The sequence below is a fragment of the Burkholderia sp. 22313 genome (genome assembly GCF_052045245.1).
Classification (GTDB): Bacteria; Pseudomonadota; Gammaproteobacteria; order Burkholderiales; family Burkholderiaceae; genus Burkholderia.
In genome coordinates this window covers 113269-137320 of the sequence record NZ_JBQEON010000008.1, presented here as the reverse complement: position 1 = coordinate 137320, position 24052 = coordinate 113269, and the positions used below count along the sequence as shown (strand labels likewise).

The window sequence follows — 24052 nt, the reverse complement described above, 5'->3', positions numbered from 1 at the left end:
ATCGCAATACCGACAACACGGGAGAACCAAGGATGGCGAAGCGCAATACGGGGCTGGCGGGCGCAGTGGGCCGCCTGATCGCAACACTCGCGCTGGGCGCGGCGGCGGTACTGGGCGTCGCGACGCATGCGCAGGCCGATACGACGTTCCTGAACGTGTCGTACGACCCGACGCGCGAGCTGTATCAGGACTTCAACCAGGCGTTCGGCAAGGTGTGGAAGGCGAAGACGGGCGAGACGGTCGACTTCAAGCAGTCGCACGGCGGCTCGGGCGCGCAGGCGCGCTCGGTGCTCGACGGCTTGCAGGCCGACGTCGTCACGCTGGCGCTCGCGTACGACATCGACGCGCTCGCCAACAAGGGCCTCGTCAACAAGGACTGGCAAAAGCGCCTGCCGGACAACGCATCGCCGTACACGTCGACGATCGTGTTCCTCGTGCGCAAGGGCAATCCGAAGGGCATCAAGGACTGGGACGACCTGACCAGGCCGGGCATCTCGATCGTCACGCCGAACCCGAAGACCTCGGGCGGCGCGCGCTGGAACTACCTGGCCGCCTGGGCATACGCCGTGCACAAGCCGGGCGGCAACGAGCAGAGCGCGAAGGCGTTCGTGACGAAGCTCTACAAGAACGCCGGCGTGCTCGATTCGGGCGCGCGAGGCGCGACGACGAGCTTCGTGCAGCGCGGGATCGGCGACGTGCTGATCGCATGGGAAAACGAGGCGTTCCTGTCGATCAAGGAATTCGGCACCGACAAGTTCGAGATCGTCGTGCCGTCGGTCAGCATCCTGGCCGAGCCGCCCGTCGCGGTGGTCGACAAGGTGGTCGACAAGAAGGGCACGCGCAAGCTGGCCGAGGCCTACCTGAATTTCCTCTACAGCCCGCAGGGCCAGGAGATCGCGGCGCGCAACTATTACCGTCCGCGTTCGAAGAACGTGCCGGCGGCGCTGACGAAGCAGTTCCCGACGCTGAAGCTGTACACGGTCGACGACACCTTCGGCGGCTGGACGAATGCGCAGAAGACGCATTTCGCGGACGGCGGCGTGTTCGATTCGATCTACAAGCCGCAGTAACCGCGGCCGCATCAGGCAGCAAGCAGCAAGCCATAACGACAGCGGCGCGCCACGACAGCGCGCCGCATCCCCGGCCGGCAGCCGGCGCGAGATTCCCGCGCCGGCGTTCGCGCCGGACCCGTGAGCAGCAACACCCAGCAAGAGCATCCGATGACGACGTACACCTTTCGCAAGCCGAGCGCGCTGCCCGGTTTCGGCGTGACGCTCGGCATCACGGTGGCCTATTTGAGCCTCGTGGTGCTGATTCCGCTCGCCGCCACGTTCCTGAAGACCGCGACCCTGTCGTGGGACCAGTTCGTCACCGCCGTCACGTCGCCGCGCGTCCTCGCGTCGTACCGGCTGACGTTTGCCTCCGCCCTGGGCGGCGCGGCGATCAACGCCGTGTTCGGCTTTCTCGTCGCGTGGGTGCTGGTGCGCTACACGTTCCCGTTCAAGCGCCTCGTCGACGCGATCGTCGACCTGCCGTTCGCGCTGCCGACGTCGGTCGCCGGCATCTCGCTCGCGGCCGTCTATGCGACCAAGGGCTGGGTCGGCCAGTATCTCGCGCCGTTCGGCATCAAGATCGCGTTCACGCCGGTCGGCGTGCTGGTCGCGCTGACCTTCATCGGGCTGCCGTTCGTCGTGCGCACCGTGCAGCCGGTGCTCGAGGATTTCGAACGCGAGCAGGAAGAGGCCGCCGCGTGCCTCGGCGCGTCGCGCTGGCTGACGTTCCGCCGCGTCGTGCTGCCGGCCGTGCTGCCGGCGCTGCTCACCGGCTTCGCGCTCGCGTTCGCGCGCGCGCTCGGCGAATACGGGTCGGTGATCTTCATCGCCGGCAACGTGCCGATGAAATCCGAAATCACGTCGCTGCTCATCATCACGAAGCTGGAGCAGTACGACTACGCAGGCGCGACCGCGCTGGCGGTCGTGATGCTGGTCGTGTCGTTCCTGATGCTGCTCCTGATCAACACGCTGCAGTGGTATCTGCAGCGCAGGACGAGCAAGGGCGCGAGCGGCCCGGCGCCGGCGGCCGTCGGCGTTGCCGCGAACGCGGCAGGAGGCCAGCCATGAACCAGGAGTCGAGTGCCGTGCTGAACAACCCGTCCGCCGCGCGCGCGCGCGCCGCGAAGCGGCTCGATCCCGTCAGCGAGTCGCGCGCCGTGCGCTGGCTGCTGATCGGCGTCGCGCTGGCGTTCCTCGCGTTCTTCCTCGTCGTGCCGCTCGCCGCGGTGTTCTTCGAGGCGCTGCGCAAGGGCGTCGGCTTCTATCTCGCGTCGCTCGCCGATCCCGACGCGTGGTCGGCGATCAAGCTGACGCTGACCGTCGCGGTGATCGCGGTGCCGCTCAATCTCGTGTTCGGCGTGTGCGCGTCGTGGGCAATCGCGAAGTTCGAATTCCGCGGCAAGGCGTTGCTGACCACGCTGATCGACCTGCCGTTTTCCGTGTCGCCGGTGATCTCGGGCCTCGTCTACGTGCTGCTGTTCGGCGCGCAGGGCTGGTTCGGCCCGTGGCTGCAGGATCACGACGTGCAGATCATCTTCGCGGTGCCGGGCATCGTGCTCGCGACGATCTTCGTCACGTTCCCGTTCGTCGCGCGCGAGCTGATCCCGCTGATGCAGGCGCAAGGTACCGACGAGGAAGAGGCCGCGCGCGTGCTCGGCGCGTCGGGCTGGCAGATCTTCCGGCGCGTGACGCTGCCGAACGTGAAGTGGGGCCTGCTGTACGGCGTGATCCTGTGCAATGCGCGCGCGATGGGCGAGTTCGGTGCGGTGTCGGTCGTGTCCGGCCACATCCGCGGCGTGACCGACACGATGCCGCTGCACGTCGAGATCCTGTACAACGAATACAACTTCGCGGCGGCGTTCGCGGTGGCATCGGTGCTGGCGCTGCTCGCGCTCGTCACGCTCGCGCTGAAGCTGCTCGCCGAGCGTCATCTCGCCGCCGAACTGGCCGGCGCGCGCGATGACGTTCCCGCTCACGCCGGCCCCGTCGCCGCCATTTCGTCGAAATCGTAAAAGAGGCAACCAGAATGGGTATCACCGTCCGTCACCTTCAGAAGCGCTTCGGCGATTTCACCGCCCTCGACAACGTGTCGCTCGACTTTCCGCCGGGCGAGCTCGTCGCGCTGCTCGGGCCGTCCGGTTGCGGCAAGACCACGCTGCTGCGCGTGATCGCGGGCCTCGAGCACGCGGACGCCGGCCAGGTCGTGCTGCAGGGGCTCGACGTCGCGTCGGTCGGCGCGCGCGATCGCCAGGTCGGCTTCGTGTTCCAGCATTACGCGCTGTTCCGCCACATGACCGTATTCGAGAACGTCGCGTTCGGGCTGCGCGTGAAGCCGCGCCGCGAGCGGCCGTCGGATGCCGCGATCCGCGAGAAAGTGCACGAGCTGCTGAAGCTCGTGCAGCTCGACTGGCTCGCGCAGCGCTATCCGTCCGAGCTGTCGGGCGGCCAGCGCCAGCGGATCGCGCTGGCCCGCGCGCTCGCGGTCGAGCCGAAGGTGCTGCTGCTCGACGAGCCGTTCGGCGCGCTCGACGCGAAGGTGCGCAAGGAACTGCGCGGCTGGCTGCGTCGTCTGCACGACGACCTGCACATCTCGACGATCTTCGTCACGCATGACCAGGAGGAAGCGCTGGAAGTGGCCGACCGGATCGTCGTGCTGAACCGCGGCCATGTGGAGCAGGTCGGCAGCCCGCAGGACGTCTACGATCATCCGCAAAGCGCATTCGTCTACGAGTTTCTCGGCGCGGCGAACCGGCTGCCGGGCACGGTCGCCGGGCACGGCTTCGTCGCCGAGGGGGCGGCGGCGCCGATCGCGGTCGACGCCGACTTCGCGGGCCCCGCGAACGCGTACGTGCGGCCGCACGACCTGCAATTGTGGCCGGCCGGCGGCGACGGCCATCGCGACGGCATCGCGGTGGACGTGCGCCGCGTGATTCCGCTCGGCGGCTCGGTGCGCGTCGAACTCGAGGCGCGCACGGGCGGTGCGCTCGAAGCGGAACTCGATCGCGACGCGTGGCGTGCGCTCGCGCTGCAGGTCGGCGACGGCGCGACGGCCGTACCGCGCGCGGTCCGTGTATTTCCCGCACACTGACGCCCGAACCCGGTCAAGAGAAGAGGGCGGATACCGCCCCGAATCGACATTCGAACAACGACAGCCCAAGAGGCATACCCATGAATTTTCAGCAATTGCGTTTCGTGCGCGAAGCCGTGCGTCAGAACATGAACCTGACGGAAGTCGCGAACGTGCTGTACACGTCGCAGTCGGGCGTGTCGAAGCAGATCAAGGATCTCGAGGATGAACTGGGCGTCGACATCTTCATCCGGCGCGGCAAGCGGCTCACCGGGCTCACGGAGCCGGGCAAGGCGGTGCACCAGCTGATCGAGCGGATGCTGCTCGACGCCGAGAACCTGCGCCGCGTCGCGCGCCAGTTCGCGGACCAGGACAGCGGCCACCTCGTCGTCGCGACGACCCACACGCAGGCGCGCTACGCGCTGCCGAAGGTGATCCGCCAGTTCACCGACGTGTTCCCGAAGGTGCATCTCGCGCTGCGCCAGGGCAGCCCGCAGCAGATCGCGCAGATGATCCTGAACGGCGAAGCCGATCTCGGCATCTCGACCGAGGCGCTCGATCGCTATCCGGACATCGTCACGTTCCCGTGCTATTCGTGGCACCACACGGTGGTCGTGCCGAAGGGGCATCCGCTCGTCGGCCGCGAGAACCTGACGCTCGAGGAAATCGCCGAGTACCCGATCATCACGTACGACCAGGACTTCACGGGCCGCTCGCACATCGACCAGGCGTTCACGCAGGCCGGTGCCGTGCCCGACGTCGTGCTGACCGCGATCGACGCGGACGTGATCAAGACCTACGTCGAACTCGGGATGGGGATCGGCGTCGTCGCCGCGATGGCGTTCGATCCGCAGCGCGACACGGGGCTCGTCGCGCTCGACACGCAGCACCTGTTCGAGGCGAGCACGACGCGGGTCGGGTTGCGCAAGGGCGCGTTCCTGCGCGCGTATGCGTATCGGCTGATCGAGATGTTCGCGCCGCAGCTGAACGAAGCGGAAATCGCGGGGCTGCTGCGCGAAGCGGTCTGATGCGGTAGCAGCCGTTCCGGCGGGCGCGCCAGGCGGCCGCCGCACACATGGCATCCGGCCGCGAAGACGCCGGTTTGTTCCGCCGTCATCGCGTGCCGGCGCGTCGAGCCTTCGATCGAAGTCGTAGCCGACGATCCGGTTTGCCGAAAACGGCGACCGCCACGCATTTGCCGATCAACAGAACGACAAGACGGCGCATTCGCGTGTGTCGGCCCGAGCGCGGTCGATCGGGCCATTTTCATGAAGATATGATTTAATGCGCCGGAACACGGGGCGGCAAACCGCATCGGCGGTGCCGGGCAGGCTGCTTGGGCGTTCAGCGGTGCGCGGCGCATCGCACCGTGTCGAATGAAAGCGGCAAGTACAAGACCCGAAGCGAGTTCGACGGACGAGCCGGATCGGAAAAAAACCGGTCACGCCATATTCACCATCACGACGCGCCCAGGCATCCCCTACGACCAAGAGGCACTCAATGAATCTGAAATGGTTGCTCTTTTCCTTCGAAGGCCGGATCGGACGTTTGCCGTGGTGGATCTACGCGGTCGCCTACGCCGTGCTCAGCGCGATCTTCGATGCGGGTTCGCGCGGTTCGTCGGGCGACGATCTGCCGCTGCTGGCGATGCTCGTGCTGTTCGCGATCGCGGTCGTCTCGGTGTGGGCGTCGATCGCGGTCGGCGTGAAGCGGCTGCACGACATCGACAAGTCGGGGTGGTGGATGCTGCTGATCTTCGTGCCGATCGTCGGCGCGATCGCGCTGTTCGTGATGAACGGCTTCATCGCCGGCACGCCGCACGCGAACCGCTTCGGCGCGCCGCCGTCGGACGATCGCGACGAAGCGGTGCCGCGGAACCCGGCATGACGCGTCGTAATACGCCGCATTGCGCTGCCGTCGCCACGAGCAACCGCACGCTCCGAATAAACCCTTAATTATTGATCAGACGGGTTGCGCGTCGAACCGAAACGGTACAGCATAGCTTTCGCTCCGCCGGCTTCCCGCCGGCGGTGGCGCGTCGACGACAGCACGCGCCAGGCAGTCGGCCGTCTGCCTCGCTTCCATTCCGTGGTACCGACAAGCAGCATCGATGGCCAATGCCCGGGTAGTGTGGCGCAAACGTTTGCTCACATTAAAACAACAGTCAAACAACCATCCGGCCCGTTGGGGCCAGTCGCCAGGAGATGTGTATGAAGGTCCTTTTCCGCCGTCGCTTCCTGACCGCCGCGCTTGCCGCCGTCGCGGTTGTTGCCGCACCGGTCGTTCACGCGCAATCGGCGGCCAAGCCGAAGGTCGCGCTCGTGATGAAGTCGCTCGCCAACGAGTTCTTCCTGACGATGGAAACCGGCGCGAAGGAATACCAGAAGCACAACGCCAGCCAGTTCGACCTGATCACGAACGGCATCAAGGACGAGACCGACACCGCGAACCAGATCCGCATCGTCGAGCAGATGATCGTGTCGAAGGTCGATGCGATCGTGCTCGCGCCGGCTGATTCGAAGGCGCTCGTGCCGGTGGTGAAGAAGGCGGTCGACGCGGGCATCATCGTCGTGAACATCGACAACCGGCTCGATCCCGACGTGCTGAAATCGAAGAACCTGAACGTGCCGTTCGTCGGCCCCGACAACCGCAAGGGCGCGCGCAAGATCGGCGACTACCTCGCGAAGCGGCTGAAGGCGGGCGACCAGGTCGGCATCATCGAAGGCGTGTCGACGACCACCAACGCGCAGCAGCGCACGGCCGGCTTCCAGGACGCGATGAAGGCGGGCGGGATGAAGGTCGTGTCGGTACAGTCGGGCGAATGGGAGATCGACAAGGGCAACGCGGTCGCGTCCGCGATGCTCAACGAATACCCGAACCTGCGCGCGCTGCTGTGCGGCAACGACAACATGGCGATCGGCGCGGTGTCGGCCATCCGCGCGGCGGGCAAGCAGGGCAAGGTGTTCGTGGTCGGCTACGACAACATCAACGCGATCAAGCCGATGCTGAAGGACGGCCGCGTGCTCGCGACCGCCGATCAATACGCGGCGAAGCAGGCCGTGTTCGGCATCGACACGGCGCTCAAGGCGATCGCCGAGCACCGCAAGCAGGCCGACATGTCCGGCGTGGTCGAGACGCCGGTGGATCTCGTGACGAAGTAACGCCGCGCCGTCACGGCCGCCGGCCTCAAGAATCCAGTCCGGTGGCCGTTATACGGGGTGAGCGCGATCACGGCCACTGCATGCGAATGCACTTGTGAGCGTCATACCCGCGCGCCGCGTGCGCGCGGCCGCAATCAGGATCGCGATGGAACCGACCTTCCAACCCTCCCGTTCAGCCGTTCCCGTGCTGTCCGTCTCCGGCGTCGGCAAGACCTACGCCGAACCGGTGCTCGCCGACGTCACGCTGACGCTCGCGCCGGGTGAAGCGCTCGCGCTCACGGGCGAGAACGGCGCGGGCAAGAGCACGCTGTCGAAGATCATCGGCGGGCTCGTCGATCCGACGGCCGGCACGATGCAGCTCGGCGGCCACGCGTATGCGCCGGCGAGCCGCACGCAGGCCGAAGCGCTCGGCGTGCGCATGGTGATGCAGGAGCTGAACCTGCTGCCGACGCTGACGGTTGCCGAAAACCTGTTTCTGAACCGTTTGCCGCGCCGCTTCGGCATCATCGATCGCGCGCGGCTGCGCGAGGACGCGCGCGCGGCGATGGCGCAGGTCGGGCTCGATGCGATCGATCCCGATACGCCGGTCGGCGCGCTCGGCATCGGCCATCAGCAGATGGTCGAGATCGCGCGCAACCTGATCGGCGACTGCCGCGTGCTGATCCTCGACGAACCGACCGCGATGCTGACCGCGCGCGAGGTCGAGCTGCTGTTCGAGCAGATCGACCGGCTGAAGGCGCGCGGCGTGGCGATCGTCTACATCTCGCACCGGCTCGAGGAACTCGCGCGCGTCGCCGAGCGCGTCGCGGTGCTGCGCGACGGCCGGCTCGTGCACGTCGGCGACATGGCCGCGACGACGTCCGACGGCCTCGTCACGCTGATGGTCGGGCGCGAGATCGGCGAGCACATCGATCTCGGCGCGCGCCGGATCGGCGCGCCGCGGCTCGTCGTGTCGGGCATGACGCGCGGCACGGCCGTGCAGGACGTGTCGCTGGAGGTCCGCTCGGGCGAAATCTTCGGCATCTCGGGGCTGATCGGCGCGGGGCGCACCGAATTGCTGCGGCTGATCTACGGCGCGGACACGCCGGATGCCGGGATGATCGCGGTCGGCGATCCGCTGAAGCCGGCGCGCATCGGCTCGCCCGTCGACGCGGTGAAGCACGGCATCGCGCTGATCACCGAGGACCGCAAGGGCGAAGGGTTGCTGCTGTCGCAATCGGTCACGTCGAACGTGTCGCTTGGCCAGCTCGACCGGCTCGCGCGCGGCGGCATCGTCGACACGACGCGCGAGACGGCGCTCGCCGAGCAGCAGATCGACGCGTTGCGGATCCGCACGCACGGCGCCGCGCAGGCGGCGGGCGAACTGTCGGGCGGCAACCAGCAGAAGGTCGTGATCGGCCGCTGGCTCGCGCGCGACATGGGCGTGCTGCTGTTCGACGAGCCGACTCGCGGGATCGACGTCGGCGCCAAGTTCGAGATCTATACGCTGATGGGCGCGCTCGCGCGCGAAGGCCGTGCGCTGGTGGTCGTCTCGAGCGACCTGCGCGAGCTGATGCTGATCTGCGACCGGATCGGCGTGATGTCGGCCGGCCGCATGACCGCCGTGTTCGAACGCGGCAACTGGACCCAGGATGCGCTGCTGGCCGCGGCGTTTGCCGGCTTCGGCCGCGAAGCGCTGCCGCAAGGCGCGCGGCATCCGGATGCGGGAGCGGCGCCGCGCGCGGCTTCCGGCACCTCGACGACAGGACGACAGTCATGACCCAGCCTCCCGTATCCCCGAGCGACGCAGGCGCGCAGCAGACCGTAACGGGGCGCCGCGCGCGCACGCTGTCCGGCACGCGGCTCGGCGTGTCGAACTATCTCGGGCTCGCCGGCGCGCTCGCCGCGATGATCGCGCTGTTCTCGACGCTGAGCTCGCATTTCCTGACCTACGATACATTCAGTACGATCGCGAACCAGATTCCCGATCTCGTCGTGATGTCGGTCGGGATGACCTTCGTGCTGATCATCGCCGGGATCGACCTGTCGGTCGGCTCGGTGCTCGCGCTGGCCGCGTCGATGGTCAGCGTGGCCGCGCTGAAATGGCAGTGGGGCCCGCTGCCGGCCGCGCTGATCGGGATCGCGGTCGCGACCGTGACCGGCTCGCTGACGGGCGCGATCACGGTCGGCTGGCGGATTCCGTCGTTCATCGTGTCGCTCGGCGTGCTCGAGGCCGCGCGCGGCGTCGCGTACCAGCTGACGAATTCGCGCACGGCCTACATCGGCGACGCGTTCGATTTCCTGTCGAACCCGATCGCGCTCGGCATCTCGCCGGCGTTCCTGATCGCGGTCGCGGTGATGATCGCGGCACAGTTCGTGCTGACGCGTACCGTGTTCGGGCGTTATCTCGTCGGGATCGGCACGAACGAGGAGGCGGTGCGGCTTGCCGGGGTTAACCCGCGGCCGTATAAAATCCTCGTATTCGCCCTGATGGGCGCGCTCGCGGGGCTCGCGTCGCTGTTCCAGATTTCGCGGCTCGAGGCCGCCGATCCGAACGCGGGCGTGGGCCTCGAACTGCAGGTGATCGCGGCCGTCGTGATCGGCGGCACGAGCCTGATGGGCGGGCGCGGCTCGGTGATCAGCACGTTCTTCGGCGTATTGATCATCTCCGTGCTGGCCGCGGGGCTGGCGCAAATCGGCGCGAACGAACCGACCAAACGGATCATCACCGGGGCAGTGATCGTGGTGGCAGTCGTGCTCGACACGTATCGCAGCCGGCGCGCGCGCGCCCGGTAGAACTACACAGAAAGCAGACCAGAGAGAAACGGGAAATGGCGACGATCAAGGATGTGGCGGCCATGGCGGGCGTGTCGTTTACGACCGTCTCGCACGTGGTGAACAATTCGCGGCCGGTGTCCGCGGATGTGCGTGCGAAGGTCGAGGGCGCAATCCGCGAGCTGAACTACGTGCCGTCGGCCGTGGCGCGCTCGCTGAAGGCGCGCTCGACGGCAACCATCGGCCTCGTCGTGCCGAACAGCACGAATCCGTACTTCGCGGAGCTTGCACGCGGCATCGAGGACCAATGCGCGGCCAACGGCTATTGCGTGTTCTTCTGCAACTCGGACGACGATCCCGTGAAGCAGCGCAACTATCTGCGCGTGCTGCAGGAAAAGCGCATCGACGGGCTGATCGTCGCGTCGGCCGGCGAGGACGCGGTGCTCGCGCAAACGCTCGCCGACGCGCACGCACCGCTCGTCGTCGTCGACCGCAACATCGAGGGACTCGCGGCCGACCTCGTGCAGATCGACCACGAACGCGGCGCGTACCTGGCGACGCGTCACCTGCTCGAACTCGGGCACGCGAAGATCGGCTGCATCACCGGGCCGACCGACACGGCCGTCAGTGCGATGCGCGTGCACGGCTTCATCCGCGCGATGGCCGAGCGCGGGATCGACATCGTGCCGGGCGCGATCGCGGAAAGCGATTTCTCGTGCCTCGGCGGCTATCACGCGGCATCGCGGCTGTTCGAGTCGGTGCACCCGAGCGCGATTTTCGCGGGCAACGACCTGATGGGCGTCGGCGCGCTGCGCGCGGCGGCCGAGCGCGGAATGCGCGTGCCGGACGATTGCTCGATCATCGGCTTCGACGACATCGAATTTTCCCGCTACACGTATCCGGCGCTGTCGACGGTCGGCCAGTCGGTGCGCGCGCTCGGCGAAATGGCCGCGCAGACGCTGATCGAGCGGATCGGTGGCGGGTCGACGGCCGCGCCGAGCCGGCGCCGCGTCGTGTCGCCGCGCCTCGTGCTGCGCGAATCGACGGCGGTCTACCGCGAACCGGCCGCGCCCGGCGGTCGCGCATGACGGCGCGCGCAGCAGGCGCCGGCCGCGTGACGGTGGTCGGCAGTCTCAACATGGATCTCGTCGTGCGGGCGCCGCGGCTGCCGATGCCGGGCGAAACGCTCGCCGGCCACGCGTACGCGCAGGCCGCCGGCGGCAAGGGCGGCAACCAGGCCGTCGCGGCCGCGCGGCTCGGCGCGCAGGTCGCGATGATCGGCTGCGTCGGCGCGGATGCGCACGGCACGGCGCTGCGGGCCGGCCTCGAAGCCGAGGGGATCGACTGCGCGGGGCTCGCGACGAGCGCGGTGGCGTCGACGGGCGTCGCGCTGATCGTCGTCGACGATGCGAGCCAGAACACGATCGTGATCGTCGCGGGCGGCAACGGCGAAGTCACGACCGGGACGGTGGCGCGGCACGAGGCAGCGCTCGCCGCGACCGACGTGCTGATCTGCCAGCTCGAGACGCCGCCGGACGCGGTGTTCGCGGCGCTGTCGGCCGGGCGCCGGCTGGGGCGCACCGTGATGCTCAATCCGGCGCCGGCGGTCGCGCCGCTGCCGGACGGCTGGCTGCCGCTGGTCGATTACCTGATTCCGAACGAAGTCGAGGCGGCCGCGCTCACCGGGCTGCCGGTGCGCGATCCGGCCGAGGCGGAGCGGGCGGCGCGTGCGCTGCAGGCGGCCGGCGCGCGTAACGTGCTGATCACGCTGGGCGCGCGCGGCGTGCTCGCGCTGACGGCCGACGGGGCGGCGCGCCACTATCCGGCGCCCGTCGTGCAGGCCGTCGACACCACGGCGGCCGGCGATACCTTCATCGGCGGTTTCGCGGCGCGGCTCGCGGCCGGCGTGGACACCCCCACCGCGATCCGCTTCGCGCAACGCGCGGCGGCACTATCGGTCACGCGCGCCGGCGCGCAGCCGTCGATCCCCACCCTCGCCGAACTGGCCGAATAGGGCCTGACCGTTCGTCACGGCCGGTGCCGGCAAGCGCCGGCGGCCGGCCATCCCTTCCTGATTATCCGAATTCGACGTCTGCGCTGCCTTCTCGCGGCGCGGACCTGTCGCGTTTCGTCCCCATCATTCAGTAATCTGTAATGAATTAATGGATTGATGAAAATATTGACATCAATACCATCAAGTTGAGCGCGTGACGGTCGTAAATGCATCGGAGCGAAACATTGTTTCGGAAAACGGGCCTCGCCCGCCCATGACGACGCAACACAGGAAGAATGATGGTGATCGGAAACCTGACCATACGTGCGCGCATCGGTTTGACGATGGCGTTTCTCGCGGTGCTGCTGGGGGTGATCGGCGTACTCGGCGTGTACGGCATGACGCGCTCGAACGATTCGACGCGCGATATTTTCACGAACCAGATGCCGAGCGCGGTCGACGTGGCCATGGCGGAGATGTACGCGGCACGCGAGCGCCTGGCGCTCGATCGCGCCGCGCTGCTGGCCGGCACGCCCGACTCCACCGGCGCGATGGAGCGCAGCCGTACGATGCGCACGCAGTCCGACGCGTGGTGGCAAAAGTACCTCGCGCTGCCGCGCGGCGCGGAGGAAGACCGGCTCGCGCAGGACGTCGCCGCGAAGCGGCAGGCGATGCAGCGCAGTTGCGACGCGTTCGCGAGCGTTGTCGCGACCGGCGACCACGACCGGATCGGCGACGGTGCCAAGCAACTCCAGGTGCTGTACAACGACCTCGCGATCGCGAGCGAAGCGCTGCGCAATTTCCAGTTCACCGACGCGCAGGCGAGCTTCAGCCAGGCGGAATCGATGTACGGCACGCTGCGGATGGTGTCGATCGTCGTGCTGGCGGCCGGTCTGGTCGCCGCGGCACTGTCGTGGCTGACGCTCAGCCGGGCGATCGGCCGTCCGCTCGCGGACGCGCTCGCGCATTTCGACGCGATCGCCGCGGGTGACCTGCGCCGCGCGATCGTCGTGCATCGGCGCGACGAAATGGGCCAGTTGCTCGACGGTCTCGCGAAGATGCGGCGCGGGCTCGTCGACACGGTGCGCACGGTGCGCGGCGGCAGCGAGTCGATCGCGATCGCGGCGCGGCAGATCGCGGCCGGCAACATCGACCTGTCGTCGCGCACGGAAGAACAGGCGTCGGCGCTGCAGGAAACCGCGTCGAGCATGGAGCAACTGACCGGCACCGTGAAGCAGAACGCGGACAATGCGCGCCAGGCAAGCTCGCTGGCCGCGAATGCGTCGGAGATTGCAAACAAGGGCAATACGGTGGTCGGCCAGGTGGTCGGCACGATGGGCGAGATCAACGACAGCTCGGCGAAGATCGCGGACATCATCGCGATCATCGAGGGCATCGCGTTCCAGACCAACATCCTGGCGCTGAACGCGGCGGTGGAAGCGGCACGTGCCGGCGAGGAAGGACGCGGCTTCGCGGTCGTCGCGGGCGAAGTGCGCAGCCTCGCGCAGCGTTCGTCGAGCGCGGCCAAGGAGATCAAGGCGCTGATCGATGCGTCGGTGGAGCGTATCCGCATGGGGTCGACGCTGGTCGACGAAGCGGGGCGCACGATGAGCGACGTGATCGGTGCGGTGCAGCGCGTGACGGACATCATGGGCGAAATCGCGGCCGCGTCGGAAGAGCAGAGCGGCGGCATCGACCAGGTCGCGCGCGCGGTCGCGCAGATGGACGAGGTCACGCAGCAGAACGCCGCGCTCGTCGAGGAAGCGGCGGCGGCCGCGCAATCGCTGGACGAACAGGCCGCGCGTTTGCGCGAAACGGTGTCGGTGTTCCAGATCGCCGACGAAGCGGCGCGGCCGGTGGTCGCCGCTGCCGCACGTCACGCGCCGCGCGTCGTGTCCGCACCGGCTGCCGTTTCGGCGCCGGCACCGGTCGCGGCACGCAACGAGCGCGACGAGCGCGACGCACCGCCGAAGCGCACCGCGCAGCCGGCGCCGGCCCGCAGGCCGGCGGTCGCCCATGCTGCAACCGCACCGGTTGCCGCCGCGGCCGGCGCCGACGACTGGGAAACGTTCTGATTCACGCGCGCCGCGCATCTATCCCCGGCATCTATCCCCATTTGGCAGTACACGAAAACGCCCGCGACATGCGGGCGTCATCGTTTTGGGCGCCGATGGAATGTGACAGCGTGTGTGAACGTTCGTGCGTCGCGGCGTGTTGCATGTGCGCATCCGCGCTTCGGGTATTTCCGGGGAGATGCGAAAAAAATTTGTAACGGCGCGCGCGGCGTGTCATCGCATGCGAGCGCTCGAACGTCTAGGGATGAAGGGGAGAGAGAGGGGTGCCGCGACGACGACGGAGGTGTCCAACGCACGAGACGTTCCGATGCTCGACGAGACGTGGCGGATGCAGTTTATGCGGCTCGGGAGATCGATTGTAAAGCGTCGAAATGTGTTGTCCAAGCGGTGTTGTCGAGAATGACGAACTTCATACGAAGAGTTCGTGAAAAAAAATAAGAAAGGGTTTAGGATGAATTCGAACGCGCTTGCTTCTGCGCAGTCATACGAAGGCAAGCACGTCTTCAGACTCAGGCGAGGGAGGTAGCATGGATATTTACAGCAGCTTCGCGAACCGCTTCGAAAAAACGCGAGAGGAAGAGTTCTCGCTGGAGGAGTACCTCGCGCTCTGCAAGAACGATCCGTCAGCGTACGCCACGGCCGGCGAACGCATGCTGGCTGCAATCGGGGAACCCGAACAAATCGATACCCGCAACGAGCCGCGCCTGTCGCGGATCTTCGCGAACAAGGTTATCAAGGTCTATCCCGCGTTCCGTGAGTTCTACGGAATGGAGGAAGTGATCGAGCAGGTGGTCGCGTATTTCCGCCACGCTGCGCAAGGGCTCGAAGAGAAGAAGCAAATCCTCTACCTGCTTGGCCCGGTTGGCGGCGGCAAGTCGTCGATCGCCGAGCGCCTGAAGCAACTGATGGAACGGGTGCCGTTCTATGCGCTGAAGGGTTCGCCCGTCAACGAATCGCCGCTCGGGCTGTTCGACTACGACGAAGACGGTCCGATCCTCGAGGAGCAATACGGCATTCCGCGCCGTTACCTGAAGAGCATCCTGAGTCCGTGGGCCGTCAAGCGCCTGCACGAATACAACGGCGATATCCGCCAGTTCCGCGTGGTGCGCCGCTATCCGTCGATCCTCCGGCAGATCGGCATCGCGAAGACGGAGCCGGGTGACGAGAACAACCAGGACATCTCGTCGCTCGTCGGCAAGGTCGACATTCGCAAGCTCGAACAGTACGCGCAGGACGATGCCGATGCCTACAGCTACTCGGGCGGCCTGTGCCTCGCCAACCAGGGCTTGCTCGAATTCGTCGAAATGTTCAAGGCGCCGATCAAGGTGCTGCACCCGCTGCTGACCGCCACGCAGGAAGGCAACTTCAAGGGCACCGAAGGATTCGGCGCGATTCCGTTCGACGGCGTGATCCTCGCGCACTCGAACGAGTCGGAGTGGAAGGCGTTCCGCAACAACCGCAACAACGAGGCACTGCTCGACCGGATCTTCGTCGTGAAGGTGCCGTACTGCCTGCGCGTGTCGGAAGAGACGAAGATCTACGAGAAGCTGATCCGCAATTCGTCGCTGGCCGAAGCCGTGTGCGCGCCGGGCACGCTGAAGATGATGTCGCAGTTCTCGGTGCTGTCGCGCCTGCACGAGCCGGAGAATTCGAGCCTGTTCTCGAAGATGCAGGTGTACGACGGCGAAAACCTGAAGGACACCGATCCGAAGGCGAAGTCGTACCAGGAGTATCGCGACTACGCGGGCGTGGACGAAGGGATGACGGGCGTGTCGACACGCTTCGCGTTCAAGATCCTGTCGCGCGTGTTCAACTTCGATTCGAGCGAGGTCGCGGCCAACCCCGTGCACCTGATGTACGTGCTCGAACAGCAGATCGAACGCGAGCAGTTCCCGCCGGAGACGGAACAGAAGTACCTGTCGTTCGTGAAGGACGTGCTCGCGTCGCGCTACGCGGATTTCATCGGCAAGGAGATCCAGACGGCCTACCTCGAATCGTATTCGGAATATGGGCAGAACATCTTCGACCGCTACGTGACGTATGCGGACTTCTGGATCCAGGACCAGGAATTCCGCGATCACGATACGGGCGAGAGCTTCGACCGCGCCGCGCTGAACGCGGAGCTGGAGAAGATCGAGAAGCCGGCCGGGATCAGCAATCCGAAGGATTACCGCAACGAGATCGTGAACTTCGTGTTGCGTGCTCGGGCGGCGAACGCCGGGAAGAACCCGGTGTGGACGAGCTACGAGAAGTTGCGCGTCGTGATCGAGAAGAAGATGTTCTCGAATACCGAGGAACTGTTGCCGGTGATTTCGTTCAACGCGAAGGGATCGGCAGAGGAGCAGCGCAAGCATGAGGACTTTGTGAACCGGATGGTCGCGAAGGGCTATACGCCGAAGCAGGTGAGGCTGCTTTGCGACTGGTACCTGCGCGTGCGCAAGTCGTCATGACGCGCGCGGGTCAGCGCCCGTACGGCGAGTCCGTACGGGCGTCTTCAGAGGCGCCGCCCGCATGACGGCAGACGGCATGCGCGGCGAGTGCCCCGGCAGATCGACTTTCGAGCGGGAGACCGGGAGTGCTTCATCAAATCATCGACCGCAGGCTGGCCGGCAAGAACAAGAGCATCGCCAACCGCGAACGCTTTCTGCGTCGCGTCAAGAACTACATTCGTCGTGCCGTGTCCGATGCGGTGCGCGACCGTAGCATCAAGGATATCCAGAGCACGCAAAGCATCACGATCCCGCGCAAGGACATCGCGGAGCCGAATTTCCGGCACGCGCCGGGCGGGCGTCGCGAATACGTGCACCCGGGCAACGAAGACTACGTGCGCGGCGACAAGATTCCGCGCCCGCAGGGCGGCTCGGGCGGCGGCGGCAGTCAGGCGAGCAACGAGGGCGAAGGGCAGGACGACTTCGTGTTCGAGCTGTCCCGCGACGAATTCATGCAGTACTTCTTCGACGATCTCGAACTGCCGCGCCTCGTGAAGACGCACCTGCTGACGGTGCCGAGCTGGAAGAACGTGCGCGCGGGCTGGTCGGCGGAAGGCACGCCGAACAACATCGACGTCGTGCGCTCGCTCAGGAGCGCGCTTGGCCGGCGCATCGCGCTCGGCTCGCCGCTCGTCAACGAGTTGCGCGAGCTCGAGACCCGGCTCGAGGCGATCAAGAGCGACCCCGAAGACCGCCGCGAGGAAATCGCGACGCTCGAGGCCGAGATCCATCACCTGAAGGGGCGCATCTGGCGGATTCCGTTCATCGATCCGTTCGACCTGCGCTACATCAACCGCGTGAAGCAGCCGCAACCGTCGAGCCAGGCCGTGATGTTCTGCCTGATGGACGTGTCGGGTTCGATGGACGAGCAGCGCAAGGATCTCGCGAAGCGCTTCTTCATCCTGCTGTACCTGTTCCTGAAGCGCAACTACGAGCGCATCGAGGTCGTGTTCATCCGGCACCACACGCGCGCGGAGGAAGTCGACGAGGACACCTTCTTCCATTCGACCGAAAGCGGCGGCACCGTGGTGTCGAGCGCGCTCGAGCTGATGCGCAAGGTGATGAACGAGCGCTACTCGCCGACCGAGTGGAACATCTACGGCGCGCAGGCGTCCGACGGCGACAACTGGACCGACGATTCACCGAAGTGTCGCAAAATCCTGGAAGAGGATATCCTCACCAAGACGCGTTATTTCGCGTATATCCAGGTCGCACCGGAAGAGCAGAACCTGTGGCTGGAGTACGCGCAACTGGCGTTGTCGCAACCGCATCTCGCGATGAAAAAAGTCGAATCGGCTGCCGAGATTTACCCGGTCTTTCGCGAATTGTTCGAAAAGCAGGTGGAAATGTCATGACGACCCGCCATCTGCACAACGAGTCGCGCGGCTACGCGCCGCGCCCTTCCGGCGACGCCCCGGCCGGCCCTGCCGCAACGCAGCAAAGCGGCCGGACCGAACCGGCGCCGCCGGCCGCCGACTTGCCCGGCACCGGGCAGAAGGAAGCGCGTATGAACGTTGCCGAACGCAAGCCGCTGCCGTGCCCGTCCGACTGGACGTTCGAACTGCTCGAGGAATACGACACGCACATCTCGCAGGTCGCCGAGCAATACGAGCTCGACATCTATCCGATCCAGCTCGAACTGATCAGCGCCGAGCAGATGATGGATGCGTATGCGTCGGTCGGGATGCCGGTCAATTATCGCCACTGGTCGTTCGGCAAGCACTTCCTCGCGACCGAGAAGAGCTATCGCCGCGGCCAGATGGGTCTCGCGTACGAAATCGTCATCAACTCGAACCCGTGCATCGCGTATCTGATGGAAGAGAACACGATGACGATGCAGGCGCTCGTCATCGCGCACGCGGCGTACGGGCACAACTCGTTCTTCAAGGGCAACTACCTGTTCCGGCTGTGGACCGACGCGCACGCGATCATCGACTATCTGGTGTACGCGAAGAACTACGTGGCCGAATGCGAGGAACGCTACGGCCTCGATCGCGTCGAGGAACTGCTCGATTCGTGCCATGCGCTGATGAACTACGGCGTCGACCGCTACAAGCGGCCGCAGAAACCGTCGCTGTCGAAGGAGGCCGCGCTGCGGCGCGAGCGCGAGGCGTATCTGCAGTCGCAGGTCAACGAGCTGTGGCGCACGCTGCCGGGCAAGAAGCCCGAACAGATGGAGGAGCAGGAAGAGCGCTATCCGCCCGAGCCGCAGGAGAACCTGCTGTATTTCGCGGAGAAGAACGCGCCGCTGCTCGAACCGTGGGAGCGGGAAGTGATCCGCATCGTGCGCAAGATCGGCCAGTACTTCTATCCGCAGCGGCAGACGCAGGTGATGAACGAAGGCTGGGCGACGTTCTGGCACTACACGCTGCTGAACACGCTGTACAACCAGGGCAAGCTGGAAGACGGCTTCATGATGGAGTTCCTGCATTCGCACAGCAACGTGGTCTATCAGCCGCCCGTCACGAAGCCCTACTACAGCGGGATCAACCCGTATGCGCTCGGCTTCTCGATGATGAGCGACATCCGCCGGATCTGCGAAGCGCCGACGGAAGAAGACTACAAGTGGTTCCCGGAGATCGCGGGCACTCCGTGGCTGCCGGCGATGCACTACGCGATGCGCAACTTCAAGGACGAGAGCTTCATCGCGCAGTACCTGTCGCCGAACCTGATCCGCGAGATGCGGCTCTTTTCGGTGCTCGACGACGACATGCGCGATTCGCTCGAGGTGTCGGCGATCCACGACGAATCCGGCTACCAGTACGTGCGCCAGGCGCTGTCGCGGCAGTACGACATCCATCACCGCGAGCCGAACATCCAGGTCTGGGCCGTCAACACGCGCGGCGACCGCAGCCTCACGCTGCGGCACTTCATGACCGACAACCGCCATCTGTCGAACGACAGCGAGGAAGTGCTCAAGCACATGGCGCGGCTCTGGCAGTTCGACGTGTACCTGGAAAGCGTCGACGAGGCCGGTACCGTGCGCAAGCGCTACGAGTGCCGCTACGTGCCGCCGGAGGTGCGCGTTTGAGTCTCGCCCCGGAATAGTTTGCATCCGACGCCAGCCTCGCGGCTGGCGTTTTCATATGATGAACGCGCGGCAAGAGAAAATTTTTCTACATCCGGACGAACCCGGAAAGCCTCTTACTTTACATTTCGCTAAAATCCCGTAGCGCCGTGCGCCGGAACCGGTGCCACGTGCGACCGCACGCGGCGGCCTCGAGCCGTCTCGCCCAGAAAGTACTCAAAGGAACAGACCAACCCATGGACGTCCAGACCGACCAAGCTGCGCTGTCCGCGCACGACACCCGGCGGCGCGTGTTCGCCATCGTCGGCGCCTCATCGGGCAACCTCGTCGAGTGGTTCGACTTCTACATCTACTCGTTCTGCGCGCTGTACTTCGCGCCGGCGTTCTTCCCGAACGGCAACACGACGACGCAGCTGCTGAACACGGCCGGCGTGTTCGCGGCCGGCTTCCTGATGCGTCCGATCGGCGGCTGGTTGTTCGGCCGCATCGCCGACCGTCACGGCCGCCGCGCGGCGATGATGATCTCGGTGCTGATGATGTGCGGCGGTTCGCTCGTGATCGCGGTGCTGCCGACCTATGCGCAGATCGGCGCGCTCGCGCCGGCGCTGCTGCTGGTCGCGCGGCTGTTCCAGGGGTTGTCGGTGGGCGGCGAATACGGCACCAGCGCGACCTACATGAGCGAGGTCGCGCTGAAGGGGCGTCGCGGCTTCTTCGCGTCGTTCCAGTACGTGACGCTGATCGGCGGCCAGCTGTGCGCGCTGCTGGTGCTGGTGATCCTGCAGCAGACGCTGTCGCATGACGAGCTGAAGGCGTGGGGCTGGCGCATTCCGTTCGTCTGCGGGGCGGCGGCCGCGCTGATCTCGCTGTACCTGCGCAAATCGCTCGACGAGACGTCGACGCGCGCGTCGCGCGACAAGAAGGACGCGGGCACGATCCGCGGCGTGTGGCAGCACAAGGGGGCGTTCTTCACGGTGGTCGGCTTCACGGCCGGCGGCTCGCTGATCTTCTACACGTTCACGACGTACATGCAGAAGTACCTGGTCAACACGGCCGGCATGCATGCGAAGACGGCCAGCAACGTGATGACCGTCGCGTTGCTCGTCTACATGCTGATGCAGCCGGTGTTCGGCGCGCTGTCCGACAGGATCGGCCGCCGCACGTCGATGATCCTGTTCGGCACGTTGGCGGTGATCGGCACGGTGCCGCTGATGCACACGCTGAAGACCGTGACGAGCCCGGTTGCCGCGTTCGTGCTGATCACGATCGCGCTGGCGATCGTCAGCTTCTACACGTCGATCAGCGGCCTGATCAAGGCCGAGATGTTCCCGCCCGAAGTGCGCGCGATGGGCGTCGGCCTGTCGTACGCGGTCGCGAATGCGATCTTCGGCGGCTCGGCCGAGTACGTCGCGCTGTGGTTCAAGTCGATCGGCAGCGAGGAAACCTTCTACTGGTACGTGACGGTGCTGTGCGCGATCTCGCTGATCGTGTCGTGGCGGATGCGCGACCCGAGCAAGGAAGGGTATCTGCGTCACGAGCCGTGATCGGCCGGGCGGCACGGCCGTGAGGCCGGGTTGTCCGCTTCGACCTGCAGTACCCATCAGGACGGCGCTCCGCCACGCAGGCGGCGCGCCGTTTTTTCGTCTGCGCGGTGTTCGATTGGCGCGTGCAAGCGCATCGCGGCACGCGCGATATCGATATCGCAATCGCTTCGTTGTCCGCCGCGGACGATACGCTTATTCTGAACCCGTAGTTCGTGTGACACCTCCTTGACTGGGATTCGCGCCCGCTGCGTGCAGCGGGCGTTTTTTTGCGCATTGCGCGCGTCATCGCGAAACCCGCAGAGCAAAGCACCATTTGTTGGTTCGGAATCGCCGCACGCGCTGATACGTTAGCGGTTTCGCGACGGCACACACAAACATCGCGATGTTCCTCGAACCGGCCGCCGCGCGATCCGCGGCGGCCTACATGACAAATCAGGTCGTGCTCATGAAATTCCACACTCTCGCTACGTGGCTCGTCGGAGCCGCACTCGTCACGGCCGGCACCGTCGCGCACGCGGACCGGCTCGACGACATCAGGAAGGCCGGCGTGCTGCGCGTCGCGACCTTCGACAGCAATCCGCCGTTCGGCTATGTCGACGGCAAGCGCAATCACATCGTCGGCCTCGACGTTGACTATGCGAAGGCACTGGCCGACAAGCTCGGCGTGAAGCTGCAGTTGCAGCCGACCAACCCCGCGAACCGGATTCCGTTCCTGACGTCCGGCAAGGTCGACCTCGTGCTCGCGAACTTCACGATCACCGACGAGCGCGCGAAGCAGGTCGACTTCAGCATTCCGTACTTCTCGTCGGGCCAGCAGTTCCTCGCGAAGAAGGGCGTGCTGAAATCGGTCGGCCAGCTGAACGCGTTGCGCGTCGGCGCGGACAAGGGCACGACCAACGAGATCACGCTGCGTGAGAAATTCCCGAAGGCGACGATCGTCGCGTACGACGACACGCCGTTCGCGTTCGCCGCGCTGCGCGCGGGCAACGTGCAGGCGATCACGCAGGACGGGCCGAAGCTGATCGGCCTGCTCGCGAACGTGCCCGACAAGCAGAACTACGAGATTCCGCCGTTCACGATCTCGAACGACTACATGGGCGTCGGCGTGCCGAAGGGCGAGACGCGCCTGCTCGGTTTCGTGAACGACACGCTGAAGGGACTCGAGGCGAACGGTCGCGCGGGGCAGATCTACGACACGTGGTTCGGGCCGACGACGAAGACGCCGCTCACGCGCATCTACCGGATCGGCGACAAGACCTGAGTCGTGCGCGACGCGCGCCGCGATCGGCTGCCTGCTGGGCCGGTGAGCCGCGATCGCGGCGCTTTTCGTTTTCTTCCAATCCCTTTGATCGCGCGCTTCGCGTCCGCACCACATGCTCGGGTTGGCTCCCAAATATCTGTCCTGGCTCTGGCAGGGCTTCCTGCTGACACTCGGCCTCGCGGCCGCGTCGGCGCTCGCCGCGACCGTCGGCGGGCTGCTGCTCGCCGCGATGCGGCAGGCACACACCACGGCACCGCGCACGGTGGCGGCCGGCTATGTCGTCGCGTTTCGCAACACGCCGCTGCTCGTGCAATTGCTGTTCTGGTATTTCGGCGTCGCGTCGTTGCTGCCCGATACGTGGATCGCGTGGCTGAACGCGCGCCATGCATTGAGCATCGGGCCGTTCACGCTCGCGTGGCCGTCGTTCGAGTTTGTCGCGGGCTGGGTCGGGTTGAGCGCGTATACGGCCGCGTTCATCTGCGGCGAATGCGAAGCCGGCCTGCGCGGCGTGCGCCGCGCCCAGCACGACGCAGCCGCGGCGCTCGGCCTCACCGCGAGGCAGGCGCTGCGCTACGTGGTGCTGCCGCAGGCCGTGCGCATCGCGTTGCCGCCGCTGTTCGGCCAGTACATGAATCTCGTGAAGAACTCGTCGCTCGCGATGGCGATCGGCGTCGCCGAATTGTCGTATGCGTCGCGGCAGGTCGAGACGGAGACGTTCAAGACCTTTGCCGCGTTCGGCGTCGCGACCGTGCTGTACGTCGCGGCGGTGGCCGCGATCGAGGCCGCCGCATACGCTGCCACGCAATGGCGCGATCGGCTCGGGGCGGGGCGCTGACGATGGACTTCTCGCTGCTGCTCGACAACCTGCCGTACCTGCTGATCGGCGCGTTCCCGGATGGCCCGCTCGGCGGCGCCGCGCTGTCGCTCGTGCTCGCGATCGCGTCGGCCATCGCGTCGGCGGTGCTCGGTGTGGCGCTGGGCGTCGCGATGGCGCTCGCGCGCGGCCCGGCGCGCGTGCTGCTGCTCGCGTTCATCGGCTTCTTCCGCGCGATTCCGGTGTTGATGCTGATCTTCTGGACGTACTTCCTGATGCCGATGCTGCTGCACATGGACGTGCCGGGGCGCGCGACGGTCGTGTGCGCGCTGGCGCTGATCGGCGGTGCGTATCTCGCGCATGCGGTGCATGCGGGCATCGTCGCGGCCGGCGACGGACAGTGGCAGGCAGGGCTGTCGCTCGGGCTCACGCGCTGGCAGACGGTGCGCCACGTGCTGCTGCCGCAGGCGATCCGGATCATGACGCCGTCGTTCGTCAACCAGTGGGTCGCGCTCGTGAAGGACACGTCGCTCGCGTATATCGTCGGCGTACCGGAACTGTCGTTCGTCGCGACGCAGGTGAACAACCGGCTGATGGTGTATCCGGCACCGATCTTCCTGTTCGTTGCGGCGCTGTACCTGGTGCTGTGTACGTCGCTCGACAGCGCGGCGCGCGGGTTGTTGTCGCGGCGCCCGCGTGCCGAGCGCCGCGCGCAGGCGACGGCCGAGCGCACGGAACCCGCGCGGTAACCGGGGGGCCGCGAGCCGCGTGCGATGCATGCGGCTGCATGCGGCGCGTTTCCGGTGACGAAGATCGA

General features: G+C 66.4%; 19 protein-coding genes. All 19 read left to right on the top strand.

Going from position 1 to position 24052, the window contains the following annotated elements:
- Positions 1 to 32 precede the first annotated feature (32 nt).
- The gene (locus ACTJKF_RS09270; protein ID WP_440623261.1) at positions 33 to 1070 is read left to right on the top strand and encodes a sulfate ABC transporter substrate-binding protein; all 1038 of its coding nucleotides are present in this window, start codon (positions 33 to 35) and stop codon (positions 1068 to 1070) included.
- Positions 1071 to 1220: 150 nt separating this feature from the next.
- Positions 1221 to 2120: a sulfate ABC transporter permease subunit CysT gene (cysT, locus tag ACTJKF_RS09265; protein ID WP_440623260.1), complete on the top strand. Its 900-nt coding sequence runs from the start codon at positions 1221 to 1223 to the stop codon at positions 2118 to 2120.
- On the top strand, positions 2117 to 3064 hold the full coding sequence (cysW, locus tag ACTJKF_RS09260) for a sulfate ABC transporter permease subunit CysW (protein ID WP_440623259.1): 948 nt from the start codon (positions 2117 to 2119) through the stop codon (positions 3062 to 3064). The genes cysT and cysW overlap by 4 nt, the downstream gene beginning before the upstream one ends.
- A 14-nt stretch (positions 3065 to 3078) precedes the next feature.
- Positions 3079 to 4140 carry a sulfate/molybdate ABC transporter ATP-binding protein gene (locus ACTJKF_RS09255; RefSeq protein ID WP_440623258.1) on the top strand — a complete coding sequence of 354 codons (1062 nt, stop codon included), beginning with the start codon at positions 3079 to 3081 and terminating at the stop codon, positions 4138 to 4140.
- Positions 4141 to 4220: 80 nt separating this feature from the next.
- A complete protein-coding gene (locus tag ACTJKF_RS09250) occupies positions 4221 to 5147 on the top strand; it encodes a CysB family HTH-type transcriptional regulator (protein ID WP_440623257.1) in 927 nt (308 codons plus the stop codon).
- A gap of 472 nt (positions 5148 to 5619) precedes the next feature.
- Positions 5620 to 6006, top strand: coding sequence for a DUF805 domain-containing protein (locus ACTJKF_RS09245; RefSeq protein ID WP_440623256.1), 387 nt, complete (start codon positions 5620 to 5622; stop codon positions 6004 to 6006).
- 323 nt (positions 6007 to 6329) lie between these two features.
- Positions 6330 to 7280: a sugar ABC transporter substrate-binding protein gene (locus ACTJKF_RS09240; protein ID WP_440623255.1), complete on the top strand. Its 951-nt coding sequence runs from the start codon at positions 6330 to 6332 to the stop codon at positions 7278 to 7280.
- Between the two features lie 145 nt (positions 7281 to 7425).
- The gene (locus ACTJKF_RS09235) at positions 7426 to 9039 is read left to right on the top strand and encodes a sugar ABC transporter ATP-binding protein (protein ID WP_440623254.1); all 1614 of its coding nucleotides are present in this window, start codon (positions 7426 to 7428) and stop codon (positions 9037 to 9039) included.
- A complete protein-coding gene (locus tag ACTJKF_RS09230; RefSeq protein WP_440623253.1) occupies positions 9036 to 10055 on the top strand; it encodes an ABC transporter permease in 1020 nt (339 codons plus the stop codon). The genes ACTJKF_RS09235 and ACTJKF_RS09230 overlap by 4 nt, the downstream gene beginning before the upstream one ends.
- A 35-nt stretch (positions 10056 to 10090) precedes the next feature.
- Positions 10091 to 11122, top strand: coding sequence for a LacI family DNA-binding transcriptional regulator (locus ACTJKF_RS09225; protein WP_440623252.1), 1032 nt, complete (start codon positions 10091 to 10093; stop codon positions 11120 to 11122).
- Positions 11119 to 12048, top strand: coding sequence for a ribokinase (gene rbsK / locus ACTJKF_RS09220; RefSeq protein ID WP_440623251.1), 930 nt, complete (start codon positions 11119 to 11121; stop codon positions 12046 to 12048). Before ACTJKF_RS09225 ends, rbsK begins: the two co-directional genes overlap by 4 nt.
- 278 nt (positions 12049 to 12326) lie before the next feature.
- The gene (locus ACTJKF_RS09215; RefSeq protein WP_440623250.1) at positions 12327 to 14102 is read left to right on the top strand and encodes a methyl-accepting chemotaxis protein; all 1776 of its coding nucleotides are present in this window, start codon (positions 12327 to 12329) and stop codon (positions 14100 to 14102) included.
- Between the two features lie 527 nt (positions 14103 to 14629).
- Positions 14630 to 16552, top strand: coding sequence for a PrkA family serine protein kinase (locus tag ACTJKF_RS09210; protein WP_440623249.1), 1923 nt, complete (start codon positions 14630 to 14632; stop codon positions 16550 to 16552).
- Between the two features lie 125 nt (positions 16553 to 16677).
- Positions 16678 to 17946 carry a YeaH/YhbH family protein gene (locus tag ACTJKF_RS09205; RefSeq protein WP_440623248.1) on the top strand — a complete coding sequence of 423 codons (1269 nt, stop codon included), beginning with the start codon at positions 16678 to 16680 and terminating at the stop codon, positions 17944 to 17946.
- Positions 17943 to 19622 (top strand): SpoVR family protein, encoded by a 1680-nt coding sequence (locus ACTJKF_RS09200; protein WP_440623247.1) that lies wholly within the window; start codon positions 17943 to 17945, stop codon positions 19620 to 19622. Before ACTJKF_RS09205 ends, ACTJKF_RS09200 begins: the two co-directional genes overlap by 4 nt.
- A 233-nt stretch (positions 19623 to 19855) precedes the next feature.
- Entirely contained in the window at positions 19856 to 21160 is a 1305-nt protein-coding gene (locus ACTJKF_RS09195; RefSeq protein WP_440623246.1) for an MFS family transporter, read from the top strand.
- A gap of 445 nt (positions 21161 to 21605) precedes the next feature.
- Positions 21606 to 22421, top strand: a complete 816-nt coding sequence (locus ACTJKF_RS09190; RefSeq protein WP_440623245.1) for an ABC transporter substrate-binding protein — start codon at positions 21606 to 21608, stop codon at positions 22419 to 22421.
- Between the two features lie 112 nt (positions 22422 to 22533).
- Complete coding sequence (locus tag ACTJKF_RS09185; protein ID WP_440623244.1) at positions 22534 to 23256, top strand: amino acid ABC transporter permease; 723 nt, start codon at positions 22534 to 22536, stop codon at positions 23254 to 23256.
- A gap of 2 nt (positions 23257 to 23258) precedes the next feature.
- Entirely contained in the window at positions 23259 to 23984 is a 726-nt protein-coding gene (locus ACTJKF_RS09180) for an amino acid ABC transporter permease (RefSeq protein WP_440623243.1), read from the top strand.
- The last annotated feature ends 68 nt before the right edge of the window (positions 23985 to 24052 follow it).

Coding starts and splice junctions, on each gene's coding strand:
- ACTJKF_RS09270 (WP_440623261.1), top strand. CDS start 33: ATGGCGAAGCGCAATACGGGGCTGGCGGGCGCAGTGGGCCGCCTGATC.
- cysT (WP_440623260.1), top strand. CDS start 1,221: ATGACGACGTACACCTTTCGCAAGCCGAGCGCGCTGCCCGGTTTCGGC.
- cysW (WP_440623259.1), top strand. CDS start 2,117: ATGAACCAGGAGTCGAGTGCCGTGCTGAACAACCCGTCCGCCGCGCGC.
- ACTJKF_RS09255 (WP_440623258.1), top strand. CDS start 3,079: ATGGGTATCACCGTCCGTCACCTTCAGAAGCGCTTCGGCGATTTCACC.
- ACTJKF_RS09250 (WP_440623257.1), top strand. CDS start 4,221: ATGAATTTTCAGCAATTGCGTTTCGTGCGCGAAGCCGTGCGTCAGAAC.
- ACTJKF_RS09245 (WP_440623256.1), top strand. CDS start 5,620: ATGAATCTGAAATGGTTGCTCTTTTCCTTCGAAGGCCGGATCGGACGT.
- ACTJKF_RS09240 (WP_440623255.1), top strand. CDS start 6,330: ATGAAGGTCCTTTTCCGCCGTCGCTTCCTGACCGCCGCGCTTGCCGCC.
- ACTJKF_RS09235 (WP_440623254.1), top strand. CDS start 7,426: ATGGAACCGACCTTCCAACCCTCCCGTTCAGCCGTTCCCGTGCTGTCC.
- ACTJKF_RS09230 (WP_440623253.1), top strand. CDS start 9,036: ATGACCCAGCCTCCCGTATCCCCGAGCGACGCAGGCGCGCAGCAGACC.
- ACTJKF_RS09225 (WP_440623252.1), top strand. CDS start 10,091: ATGGCGACGATCAAGGATGTGGCGGCCATGGCGGGCGTGTCGTTTACG.
- rbsK (WP_440623251.1), top strand. CDS start 11,119: ATGACGGCGCGCGCAGCAGGCGCCGGCCGCGTGACGGTGGTCGGCAGT.
- ACTJKF_RS09215 (WP_440623250.1), top strand. CDS start 12,327: ATGGTGATCGGAAACCTGACCATACGTGCGCGCATCGGTTTGACGATG.
- ACTJKF_RS09210 (WP_440623249.1), top strand. CDS start 14,630: ATGGATATTTACAGCAGCTTCGCGAACCGCTTCGAAAAAACGCGAGAG.
- ACTJKF_RS09200 (WP_440623247.1), top strand. CDS start 17,943: ATGACGACCCGCCATCTGCACAACGAGTCGCGCGGCTACGCGCCGCGC.
- ACTJKF_RS09195 (WP_440623246.1), top strand. CDS start 19,856: ATGGACGTCCAGACCGACCAAGCTGCGCTGTCCGCGCACGACACCCGG.
- ACTJKF_RS09190 (WP_440623245.1), top strand. CDS start 21,606: ATGAAATTCCACACTCTCGCTACGTGGCTCGTCGGAGCCGCACTCGTC.
- ACTJKF_RS09185 (WP_440623244.1), top strand. CDS start 22,534: ATGCTCGGGTTGGCTCCCAAATATCTGTCCTGGCTCTGGCAGGGCTTC.
- ACTJKF_RS09180 (WP_440623243.1), top strand. CDS start 23,259: ATGGACTTCTCGCTGCTGCTCGACAACCTGCCGTACCTGCTGATCGGC.